Origin of the sequence: Metabacillus schmidteae (assembly GCF_903166545.1) — a bacterium.
Taxonomy (GTDB): Bacteria; Bacillota; Bacilli; order Bacillales; family Bacillaceae; genus Metabacillus; species Metabacillus schmidteae.
Window position 1 is genome coordinate 23,183 of sequence record NZ_CAESCH010000002.1, and the last position, 11,303, is coordinate 34,485.

At 38.2% G+C, this 11,303-nt stretch carries 10 protein-coding genes and 1 pseudogene; 8 read left to right on the forward strand and 3 right to left on the reverse strand.

What is annotated here, in order from left to right:
- Positions 1 to 3 precede the first annotated feature (3 nt).
- The 5 genes and pseudogenes from HWV59_RS21095 to yidC all read left to right on the forward strand — a co-directional run bounded on the left by HWV59_RS21095 (position 4) and on the right by yidC (position 5,113).
- Entirely contained in the window at positions 4 to 981 is a 978-nt protein-coding gene (locus HWV59_RS21095) for an agmatinase family protein (RefSeq protein WP_175640150.1), read from the forward strand.
- 100 nt (positions 982 to 1,081) lie between these two features.
- Positions 1,082 to 2,401: a YjiH family protein gene (locus tag HWV59_RS21100; protein ID WP_102230545.1), complete on the forward strand. Its 1,320-nt coding sequence runs from the start codon at positions 1,082 to 1,084 to the stop codon at positions 2,399 to 2,401.
- Between the two features lie 96 nt (positions 2,402 to 2,497).
- Positions 2,498 to 3,796 carry a Glu/Leu/Phe/Val family dehydrogenase gene (locus HWV59_RS21105; protein ID WP_175640151.1) on the forward strand — a complete coding sequence of 433 codons (1,299 nt, stop codon included), beginning with the start codon at positions 2,498 to 2,500 and terminating at the stop codon, positions 3,794 to 3,796.
- Between the two features lie 212 nt (positions 3,797 to 4,008).
- Entirely contained in the window at positions 4,009 to 4,296 is a 288-nt protein-coding gene (locus HWV59_RS21110; RefSeq protein ID WP_175640152.1) for a hypothetical protein, read from the forward strand.
- A gap of 34 nt (positions 4,297 to 4,330) precedes the next feature.
- Positions 4,331 to 5,113: pseudogene (gene yidC / locus HWV59_RS21115) on the forward strand (membrane protein insertase YidC).
- A gap of 311 nt (positions 5,114 to 5,424) precedes the next feature.
- Here yidC and HWV59_RS21120 read toward each other — a convergent pair.
- Both HWV59_RS21120 and HWV59_RS21125 read right to left on the reverse strand, forming a co-directional pair.
- Entirely contained in the window at positions 5,425 to 5,895 is a 471-nt protein-coding gene (locus tag HWV59_RS21120; protein ID WP_102230343.1) for a VOC family protein, read from the reverse strand.
- 319 nt (positions 5,896 to 6,214) lie between these two features.
- On the reverse strand, positions 6,215 to 7,228 hold the full coding sequence (locus HWV59_RS21125) for a S66 family peptidase (RefSeq protein ID WP_175640153.1): 1,014 nt from the start codon (positions 7,226 to 7,228) through the stop codon (positions 6,215 to 6,217).
- Between the two features lie 581 nt (positions 7,229 to 7,809).
- Here HWV59_RS21125 and HWV59_RS21130 point away from each other — a divergent pair.
- On the forward strand, positions 7,810 to 8,727 hold the full coding sequence (locus tag HWV59_RS21130) for a patatin-like phospholipase family protein (protein ID WP_175640154.1): 918 nt from the start codon (positions 7,810 to 7,812) through the stop codon (positions 8,725 to 8,727).
- Between the two features lie 498 nt (positions 8,728 to 9,225).
- Here HWV59_RS21130 and sleB read toward each other — a convergent pair whose 3' ends face one another.
- Complete coding sequence (gene sleB, locus HWV59_RS21135) at positions 9,226 to 9,957, reverse strand: spore cortex-lytic enzyme (protein ID WP_175640155.1); 732 nt, start codon at positions 9,955 to 9,957, stop codon at positions 9,226 to 9,228.
- A 289-nt stretch (positions 9,958 to 10,246) separates the two neighbouring features.
- Here sleB and HWV59_RS21140 point away from each other — a divergent pair, with 289 nt between their 5' ends.
- Positions 10,247 to 10,594, forward strand: coding sequence for a single-stranded DNA-binding protein (locus tag HWV59_RS21140; RefSeq protein WP_102230340.1), 348 nt, complete (start codon positions 10,247 to 10,249; stop codon positions 10,592 to 10,594).
- 137 nt (positions 10,595 to 10,731) lie between these two features.
- Complete coding sequence (locus HWV59_RS21145; RefSeq protein ID WP_175640156.1) at positions 10,732 to 11,169, forward strand: hypothetical protein; 438 nt, start codon at positions 10,732 to 10,734, stop codon at positions 11,167 to 11,169.
- Positions 11,170 to 11,303 lie beyond the last annotated feature (134 nt).

Below are 11,303 nucleotides of genomic sequence, written 5' to 3' on the forward strand. Positions count from 1 at the left end.
AAGATGAGTGAACAGTGGCTTCAAACACCAGATTGGTCTTGGAATACTCCGCCGAACAGTGAAGCAGATTATGTTCATCACTGGGTGAAGCAGCTTAACGAAATGAACCATACACCTGATTTGATTGTTTACGGTTCACCGATTTCGAGGTCTTCCATTAGTGTATCTGGCGCTTCATTATATCCGGAAGTATTTCGGAAGATGTGGAAGGGATTTGCGACTTACAACTTAGATGAAGATGTTGATTTGACGTCTTATCAAGTAGCAGATGCTGGAGATGTCGTCATGCATACGACAGATATTCTTTTATCACATCAGCGTATTCAAGCAGCAACGGCTCATTTAATCCAGCAATATCCACAGATAACAACTTGTATGATAGGCGGCGACCATTCGACAACGGCTTGTGCCGTTCGCGGGATTAAAGAAGCTCTTGCTGGTGAAACCATTGGAATTTTACAGCTCGATACACATCTTGATGTAAGGGATCCGAAAGAATTAGGACCAGCAAATGGAACGCCAATCCGCCAATTAATCGATGGCAAAACGGTCAAAGGGGAGAATGTCATCAATATTGGATTGCATGGCTATTATAATGCAAAGCCGCTTATTGACTATGCGAAAGAAAACAAGATTAATATGGTGACATTAAAGCAAGCTCGCAGGCAGGGTCTTATTTCTACGATTCAAGGAGCTCTTGAGCAATTGTCAGCAAAAGTGGACCGGATTTACGTCACAGTAGATATGGATGTGCTCGATATTTCCGTTGCACCAGGTGTACCGGCGTCCACCCCGGGCGGTATGACCGCGATTGAATTGTTTGATAGTTTATTTGAAATCGGCAAGCATCCGGCTGTACGGCATATTGATTTTGTTTGTTTGGATCCCAGCAAAGATTCGGCAGTTGCTGAAACGGTTAAGATCGGGGTGTATGCATGGCTGCAATTTATTACGGGGCGGGTCAGGGGGACAGGTTCCTAGTCCCAGTTTTCAGGTACAGGGCGTATTTTACAGCATAGATAGATTTTTAGCCTAATTCTGCAATGAAGGGGTTGAACTTGAGATGGAGATAAAACAAGACATGCAAGAGCAAACAACTTTACCAAAAAACTACGGACCTGCACCAATGTGGAAGTTCTTTGTCTATAGCTTTATCGGTGCGTTTATTTTCTTCGTCCCTATAACAATTGGTGAGAAAAATTCGATTATGCTTGATCATATTGTCTCGTTTATTCAGCTGCACACCGCACCAGTTTTACCGTATTATGCGTTGGTTGTTATTGCAGCAGGTGCTATCTATCCATTCGTATCAGGAACTTGGAAAAAATCAACAGTAAACCTTATTTTTTCTATTTTTAAGGTGCTTGGTTTATTTGTAGGAACGATGCTCGTGTTCAACTTTGGACCTGCTTGGTTATTTGCCCCTAGTATGGGACCATTTTTATTCGAGAAATTGGTTGTTCCTGTTGGATTACTTGTACCGATAGGAGCCGTTTTCCTATCGCTTTTAGTAGGTTATGGCTTACTCGAATTTATTGGTGTATTAACACAGGTCATCATGCGTCCGATTTGGAAGACCCCAGGTAGATCAGCGATTGATGCTGTCGCCTCATTTGTCGGAAGCTATTCGATCGGTCTTCTCATTACAAATCGAGTATACAAAGAAGGGAAATACAGTGCGAAGGAAGCGGCGATCATTGCCACAGGTTTCTCAACGGTTTCGGCTACGTTTATGGTCATTGTTGCCAAAACACTCGGTTTGATGGAAATGTGGAATATGTATTTTTGGCTGACACTTATTGTTACGTTTCTTGTAACCGCAATCACAGTTCGTATTTGGCCATTATCTAGCATGAAAGATGAGTACTATGAAGGGGCAGCTCCCCAGCCGGAAGCGAAAATCAGCGGTAATCTTTTTGCTAAGGCCTGGGATGAAGCGAAGGTAACGGTATCTAATTCACCGCGCTTACTTTACAACATTTGGATCAATATAAAAGACGGTTTTCTAATGGCTATGGCGATTCTTCCATCGATTTTATCGATAGGATTACTTGGCTTAGTATTAGCAGAATTTACACCGGTATTTGATTGGATCGGCTACATTTTTTATCCGTTTACAGCGTTACTTCAATTACCGGAACCAATGCTTGTTGCCAAAGCAAGTGCTCTTAGTATTGCAGAAATGTTTTTGCCTGCTCTATTAGTAACAGAATCTGTGATCGTCGTGAAATTTGTTATAGCAGTCGTTTCTGTATCAGCCATTATCTTTTTCTCAGCGCTTGTACCATGTATTGTTTCGACAGACATCCCAATTTCGATTTCAAAGCTGATCATTATTTGGATTGAACGCGTAATTCTTACACTCATTATCGTGACACCGCTAGCGTATTTATTACTTTAGTAAGAAAAAGGGGCTTTCTATCACGGAAACGCCCCTTTCCTATGGGACTTTATCTATTTTTTCATAAAACAACTTATAAAATAAGAGGTGTAGAGCATGAAAGTGTCAACCCCTGTAAAGCGTGATCAAGTTCAAAAGCCAGTACATAAACAAAGTGAATCAGTGGATCTATTAACCTCAACTCAATCGATTATAAAAGATGCGGTGCAAAAGTTAGGGTTTTCTAGGGAGATGTATGAGTTATTAAAAGAACCGCTCAGAATGATCACAGTACGAATCCCAGTGCGAATGGATGACGGTTCAATTAAGATTTTTACAGGTTACCGCTCTCAACATAATGATGCAGTAGGTCCAACGAAAGGCGGTGTTCGTTTCCATCCTGAAGTCAATGAGGAAGAGGTAAAAGCACTGTCGATTTGGATGAGTCTAAAGTGCGGGATTACAAATATACCTTATGGAGGCGGCAAGGGTGGGATTATTTGTGACCCAAGGAATATGTCGTTTGGCGAGCTTGAGCGGTTAAGTCGCGGATATGTCCGTGCTATTAGCCAAATCGTAGGCTCGACCAAGGATATCCCTGCACCTGATGTCTATACAAACTCGCAAATTATGGCATGGATGATGGACGAGTACAGCCGCCTGAGGGAATTCGATTCACCCGGCTTTATAACAGGGAAACCACTTGTTTTAGGTGGCTCACAAGGCCGTGAAACAGCAACCGCGCGCGGGGTAACCATTTGCATTGAAGAAGCTGTCAAGAAAAAAGGCATTGATTTAGAAGGTGCGCGTATCATCGTACAAGGCTTTGGGAATGCGGGGAGTTTTCTGGCCAAGTTCATGCACAATGCCGGCGCAAAAGTAATCGGAATCTCAGATGCACATGGGGCACTCTATGATCAAAAAGGGCTTGATATCGATTATTTGCTGGACCGACGTGATAGCTTTGGTACCGTCACAACCTTATTTAAAGATGTCATGACAAACAAAGAATTACTCGAAAAAGAGTGTGACATCCTTGTACCAGCTGCCATCTCAAACCAAATTACCGCACAAAATGCGCCACATATTAAAGCTTCGATTGTGGTAGAAGCAGCGAACGGACCAACAACGATTGAAGCTACGAAAATATTAAATGATAGAGGCGTGCTCCTTGTGCCTGATATTTTAGCTAGTGCAGGTGGGGTCACCGTTTCTTACTTTGAATGGGTGCAAAATAATCAAGGCTATTATTGGTCAGAGGAAGAAGTTGCCGATAAATTGCGGAAAGTCATGGTCGATTCTTTTGAAAATATCTATCAAATGTCACAAAGGCATCAAGTTGACATGCGTTTAGCTGCATATATGGTTGGTATAAGAAAACACGCCGAAGCGTCGCATTTCCGAGGCTGGGTGTAGGGAGTCCGATGTTATCAAGACCTAAATTGTAAAAATTCATAAAAACTAAAGGGTGATACATATTAGACATGTTTAATATGTATCACCCTTTAACTTCTTGTTTGACTAAAGTTTGTTTATATTCAGCAGCCCCTCTTTAGATATTCATTCCATTGTCTTGCACGTAATCTTTTATTATACTTCTCTTAGCAGCTCATTTTAGGGGTGAAAAATTGTACGAAATTATTTCGGATTTATTGAATATTTCCACTATATATACATTGTATGCTAGCTTTCTTTTAAGCTTAACGATTAAATATATTTGGACTTGGCATGTAGAATATGATTTTATCGAAACAGCATGTGCCTCGTCTTCAAAGGTAAATATCACTTTATCAACACCTTCTATTCTGCAAATTTATGAGTGGATGTCTAACTCATTATTAGGTTGGATTGCAAGATATATTCGCAGAAAAGAAAGTTCGGGTGACGATTCTGAAGGTTTTCATTCTTTCTCTTAAAACTCATTTTTAAAAAATGACTGGAGGAAGAAAGATGAAACGTACTAAAAACCTTTTTGTAATTATTGTAGTTATGATATCTGCCTTTGCACTTTCTGCATGTTCCGCACAGAATTCAAGTGGAGATAGTTTTTTTCAACATGTATTCGTTCATCCATTTGGATCAGCCATTCATAGTATCGCGAATTTATTTAATGGCAGCTTCGGATTGTCAATCATACTGATTACACTGATTATTCGACTAATTTTGTTGCCATTGATGTTAAAACAGTATAAAAATCAACAGCATATGAAGGAAAAGATGGACTTGTTAAAGCCTGAAATGGATGATATCCAGAAAAAGATTAAGGCTGCCAAGGACCAGAAACAACAACAAGAGCTACAGCAGGAAATGTTTGGATTATATAAAAAGCACGGAGTTAATCCACTTTCTATCGGCTGTCTTCCAATGCTTATTCAAATGCCGATCTTAATGGGGTTTTATTATGCAATCAGGGGCTCAGAAGAAATTGCAACACACTCGTTCCTATAGTTCAGCCTAGGACAGCCGGATATTTGGATTACGGCAATTGCCGGGATTGTTTACTATGTACAATTTAAAGTATCAATGTCAAATATGCCTACTCAAAATCAATCGCAAATGCGATTTATGGGGCTCATATCTCCGCTTATGATCTTGATATTCTCTCTAAATGCTCCGGCGGCACTCCCTCTTTATTGGGCAGTCGGTGGGACTTTCTTAATCTTTCAGTCCATGTTAGGGAAGAAGTTATACCAGCCAAAACCAAACAAAGCAGTTAAAGCAGAAAACATATAGCAAAAAATAGGCCTGTTAGTCATCAACGCTAACAGGCTTATTTTTTATTTATATGTTGATGAAATATAGAGACGTCTGGCTTACCAATCGGGCATGCATGCACTGATTTAGAGGGTAGTCTACTTGACCTTTATGTTTTGTCCAGTTAAGTGTAGCCCATTCAGACCTAAATCATTAATAAGAGAGCTTTTTTACTCAAGAAATGCGGCCGATTGCTGAAGATTAATAAAGCTTCTATTAGCTGGCTTTAGTTGTAGACTAAAAAAGGAGCCTATGATTGGGAAAGGTTCCTTTTTTTCCATTTAATGTTTTTAAGGCTGCCATATTTCTAACATATTCCCATCTGGATCGTAAAATTTAAAGTTAGATCCAAAAGGCTTATTTTCTGGAATTCCAGATACGATGTTTACTCCGTTTTCCTTGAAACGATTGTACATTTTTTGGATACAGGGAGTAATGAAACAAGCTATAGGGTGTCGATCAACGCAGTCAATTGTAAAACCTAAACTCCCATCCCGTCTCTTTGCTTTCACAAGGAATATAGCTGGTACCGTTTGCCTTAGATCTGGTCCAGGAAAATCCCCATTATGATCAGGAAATCTTAGGATCGATAGTTCCATCCCCGGCTTTACAGGATTATGGCTTGTAGGTTCACAACCAAAATTTTTTTGATACCATTTAATAGACTTGTAAACATCTTTAACTGGAATGTAAATACAAGTTACTCCTGTTATGTCTTCTTCCAGTATTCCCCCAAAATTGATATCTTCATTAATCTGCATTTTCTTATTTCTCCCTTCTTATTTCACTCTAGCACAAGAATCATCTATGACTATATTCTCTTCCAACCCAAAATTACCTGGTTTTGTATACGTTATTCAGGAACATCTTTATACATATAAAAAACTGTCTGCTTACAAACAAATAGCCAATTATGCCCGGTTCTCATGGTGGTTGAGAGTCTTACTCCATTAAATGGCCCTAAAACGGAAAATGAGCGCCAATTCCTCTGGAATCGCGCCCTATGTTGAAGATGTTTATAAAAGATTCTTACCTATAATCAGGATGTGCTAACAGTTTGTTTAATTTAAATTTTACTTCTTATCTAAAATGTTGTAAGACTGTGCCTTGTCCACTTTCTGTCTCAATTTCAGCATATACACCGTTTATTAAAGTAATTTGAGGTGGAAGGTGTCCACAATCAATATCGTATATTATTGGAATTTGAAGTTCTTCAGAGAGTTCCTTATATACATCTACATCTGTATATTCTTTGACAGGAGTATTAGCTGAACTTCTTCCGAACATTATACCTGTAGAATTATCAAACCACCCAGCCAATTTCATTTGAATAAGAGACCGACGCAAATCTGTAGTTGATAGATTGCAATTTTCAAAAAACCAAATAATTGGTTCATTTTGAATATACTTTTCCCTAAAGGTAGAAACATCTCCATATGGCGTTCCGATTATATGTCTGATAATATCAATACACCCTCCGAGTAAACGTCCCTGTATCTTGACATGATTGTTTGTAATGGTTTTCCATTTAGTTTGTTCTGTTAAATTGAAAATACATGGAGTAGGTTTATCGAACTGCCATTCTTTTTGGTATTTTTCTGATGAATGTTGTTGGATTGTCCCGCCTGTTTTAGTGGATAAAACAGACTGCCACATTGCTGTCGTTTTATCTGAATATTCTCCTCTTAAATCAACAAAATTTGTTCCGTGAGCAGTAGCGATACCAGTTTTTAGAGTAATAGCTAATAGTAATAGACTCGTATCAGAATAGCCTAATATCCATTTATTCTTTATGTTTTCGAAGTCGATGTATTCAAGCACCTCAATTAGTAATTCTCCACCCCATGGAGGAATGATAAGATGAATATCTTCATCCTGCATCATTTTATTAAACTCTTCAGCCCGAAATTTAGCTGGCGAAGACCTTACCTTATTTTGAGTCCAAACTGTATCGCCACAAATAACATCAAACCCTTTTGATTTTACACGGTTACTGGCAGTTTCTATAAGGCCATGTAATTCTTTTGGGACACCTGATGATGGTGCTGTAACCCCTATTGTTGCCTTTTCTAGTAAAAAAGGATATTTTATCATAAACGATCCCTCCTAAACTTTTTTATTATTTTACCATTTTATGGTTGGGTTTCGTGCCGGAATTACGGTTTATTTTAGTTCTATTTTTGAAAAAATATGTTCAACAATCTGGACCGTTTACTGAATAAAAGGACACACAGGAAGGGCATCTTTCTCCAATCAATACTACCTATTTTATATACATATATATCAAAAAAGAGGATATTAGCTCTTATATTGAACTAAATATCCTCTGTTAATTATAGTACAGTTAATTCCTTGTCCGGTTTTTGGGTCGGGATTGAGTGACTTCTTCAAAGAAAAAAGGAGTGGAAATGGTATGAGAAATTCCGTCTCCTTTTTACTCTTATCGTTGCATACTAATTGAAAACTGGGTCAAGGAACCTGTCCCCCTGGCCCAGCACAACTTTTTGTATGACGCTATATATTGAAAAAGGGAAGGAATTTAGATTAGGCATCTTGAAGTTTTAAGTATACTGTAGCATGTAGAATAGGAGATTGAAAATTTAACTTTATTCCAAATCATTGTCAATGAACGATCCTAACAGAATCATTTACTTTTATAGTGAGGTGGTGGAAATTTGAAGGCGGATGCTGTTTTTGAAGGTGGCGGGGCTAGGGGAATGGCTTTTGTTGGAGCGATTCAAGCAATGGAAGAGGAAAATGTGGAATGGGAAAGGTTGGCTGGAACATCAGCGGGAGCATTAATTGCTTCTCTTTTGGCAAGCGGTTACACAAGCTGTGAAATAAGAGATCGTCTGAGTGTACTTGATTTTTCAAGGCTGCGAGGTAAGACAACTTTGCATCGAATTCCCGTTTTCGGCATTCTTTTAGAATTTATGATTCATCTTGGACTTTATAAAAACGATTATTTGGAATCGTGGGTGGATTCACTTCTTCTAGAAAAAGGCATTAAGACATTTGCGGATCTGCCAGATGGGAAGTTGAAGATTATTGCTTCTGATATTTCGAATGGGCAAATGCTTATTTTGCCAGATGATTTGGGCCGCTACAGGATGACTCCTGCTGATTTAAATATTTCAACTGCGGTTATGATGAGTGCATCTTTGCCATTTTTCTACCGTCCGGTTATATGGAAAACAAAAGATCGTAAAAAATCCTACATTTTAGATGGCGGTTTACTAAGTAACTTTCCAATATGGTTATTTGATACTGAAAATCCTCGGTTTCCAACGTTCGGCTTCCGTTTTGTGAAAGATGAAATTAATATAGATCCAGTTATACCTACGCCAATCCACCTTATTAAAAATATTTATAAAACGATGCTTCAAGCCCATGATTTACGACATTTGAGCGAAGATACGATTGAACGCACAATTCAAATTCCAACTGGAGACATCAACACAACTGATTATGAACTGAATGAGGAGGAAATCGAGTTTCTCTATAAGTCAGGCTATACTTCTACAAAAGAATTTTTATCTAAGTGGGATTTTGAACAATATAAGGTTAAAAGAATGCATAGAAAAAATAGATAAAGAAAAACGCAATTCTATATAAGTAACGAGTTCTGTATTAAAGTACAAAATAAGAATTAACATTGCTTTTCGGATAGTAATTCGTACTAAGATGAAAAAGCAATTGGCAAGTAAATCAGCAAAGAACATATACTTCGAACATTTTTTATACCAAGATAAGCACCCGATTAAGCGATTTCTAAATCTTCACGAATCGCCTAGAAATAAGCTACTAAAATAAGCGGAGAAATTACTCCTATTGAGGAAATAGCACGAAAAATTGATTAAATAGACGGAAAGATTCCGCCTATTTAATCGAAAAAGATGAAAATGAACCATTTTACTTTGCTTAACCGGAACAACTCCGTTTATATCCCCAAAACCGAGTTCCATTCTTCAGTATAACCGGAACAACTCCGCTTATTTAAACGATCAGTTACTCAATTAAGGATAAGCAAGAGGGTCTGCTTTATTTATCCGCCTCTCAGACATCATCATCCACCCCTGGTATCCAGGATTCTATTTACAAAAAATATGTTTCCCAATTTTTTTTATTTGTGGTCTGCCCCATATCCAGCTACTTGTGGCTGTATCAGGATTAAAATAATAACTCGCATTTTCTGTCGGATCCCAGCCATTAATAGCATCAAGGACAGCTTTTTTTGATGTTTCATTAGGAGTAAGCCAAATTTGTCCGTCAGCTACCGCAGTAAAAGCCAATGGTTCAAAGATAACACCTGATACTGTGTTAGGAAATGTTGGGCTCTCCACTCGGTTTAAAATAACAGCTGCGACTGCAACTTGTCCAATATAAGGTTCACCACGCGATTCTCCATGAACAGCATTAGCCATGAGTTGAATATCATTTTGAGAAAAACCAGCTGGAACATTAATAGCTGTTTGTTTTTGAGCTTGATCAGCTCCCTTTTTGTAATCATATTTTGTTACACTAACAAGCTTTTGCCTCGTTTTTAAACCAGCTAACCCATCGACAGGGAGTCCGAATTCAGATTGAAAATTCCGAAGCGCCCAATATGTTCCCCAGCCAAAAACACCATCAATTTCCCCTTTGTAAAAGCCAATATACTTTAGACGAGATTGCAACTCAATTACATCATCCCCAGCTGATCCTCGTTGAATAACTTGGTTTGAAAAGGCTTCAGTGTTGTTTTCCTGGAGTGTTAAAATCGTTCCACTTAAAAGAATGACTAAAAGAATAAATATATATTTCTTCTTCTTCATAATTCTCATCATTTTCCTCCTGCTCATTAACATACTGTTATTTTTTGTTACGAGTAAATTTTTATTCAATTAAAGGATCAAGTAGCTACAATAAAATGAAATTCCCTGCAATGAACATCTACAATTGTTTTTAAAAAATGTGCAAACATCTGAAGTTTTAAAAGGAAACGCTATTTTTGCTTCTATGAAAAATGAGTTTCATGAGCTATCAGTTAAACAAAACAGTGTTTTACTCATTTTTCCAATTGTGATTCATCGTTTACAATACGGGTGTACATGAAAGGAAAGGAGGTTTGAAGTGATTAATCAAATCATTTTGGTCGGTCGTCTAACGAAGGATCCTGAAATTCGGTACACAGCGGATGGGTCCCCAGTCGCCAATATTACTCTTGCTGTTAGCCGAAATTTTAGAAATGCCGCCGGGGAAATTGAAACAGATTTCGTCAATTGCACAGTTTGGCGCCGTACAGCTGAGAACACGGCAAACTATTGCCGAAAAGGATCAGTTGTTGGTGTCACAGGCCGTATCCAAACACGCAGTTATGAAAATGCGGAACGAAATCGAGTGTATGTCACAGAAGTTGTGGCTGATTCAGTCCGCTTCATGAGCAGTAAGCCGCGTGAATTAGTTGAGCAGGAAAATTAAATTGTCTCCGACTTTTCTTCATTAGAGAAAATCAATGGTATCCCCTTTAGACCTCAAAGTGGAAGGCTGATCACGAGGTGATCAGCCGATTTTTTTAGACAGAGGTGGTATAATAGGTGAAAAGGGAGGTGAAAGGAATGGAAGAGATATTAAAGCAATTTATGACTAGTATTGATAGCAAAATAGACCAATATATGCTGAATACCGAAAAGAAGCTGGATCAAATCTCTAAGGATGTTCAAGATGTTAAGGGTGGTCTCGTTCGGTTAGAAGGAGGAATGGGACATCTAGAAACTAGAGTTGATAAATTGGAAACAAAAGTGAATAACGTAGAAACCAAGTTGGATAATTTAGAAACAAAAGTGAATAACGTAGAAACAAAAGTCGACAACATGGCTACAGAATTCAGAAGTCACTTTGTAAAAATCGAGACAGAACTAGAACAACATCGTGGCGCCATTAAAGTGCATGAAATGAACATCAATGATTTAAAAACAGGCATAACCCATTTAAGCTCAAAAATGGGAATTCATGATACAAGAATTAAGGTAATGGAAGAAAGACTCAAAATTTAACCCACAAAAAAACGACAGCCGAAACTGTCGCTTTACTTAGATGCTTTCTTCTCTATTAACTTTACAAGCTTCTCCCACTGCGGGGCTTTTTTTTCTGTTGTTTTCTTTTTACTCTTTTGTTTTGTTGCCACAAC

Excerpts from the sequence above, each read along its gene's own strand:
- HWV59_RS21120 (WP_102230343.1), bottom strand. The coding sequence starts at position 5,895 with ATGCAGATTAATGAAGATATCAATTTTGGGGGAATACTGGAAGAAGAC.
- HWV59_RS21095 (WP_175640150.1), top strand. The coding sequence starts at position 4 with ATGAGTGAACAGTGGCTTCAAACACCAGATTGGTCTTGGAATACTCCG.
- HWV59_RS21105 (WP_175640151.1), top strand. The coding sequence starts at position 2,498 with ATGAAAGTGTCAACCCCTGTAAAGCGTGATCAAGTTCAAAAGCCAGTA.
- HWV59_RS21100 (WP_102230545.1), top strand. The coding sequence starts at position 1,082 with ATGCAAGAGCAAACAACTTTACCAAAAAACTACGGACCTGCACCAATG.
- HWV59_RS21145 (WP_175640156.1), top strand. The coding sequence starts at position 10,732 with ATGGAAGAGATATTAAAGCAATTTATGACTAGTATTGATAGCAAAATA.
- sleB (WP_175640155.1), bottom strand. The coding sequence starts at position 9,957 with ATGAGAATTATGAAGAAGAAGAAATATATATTTATTCTTTTAGTCATT.
- HWV59_RS21125 (WP_175640153.1), bottom strand. The coding sequence starts at position 7,228 with ATGATAAAATATCCTTTTTTACTAGAAAAGGCAACAATAGGGGTTACA.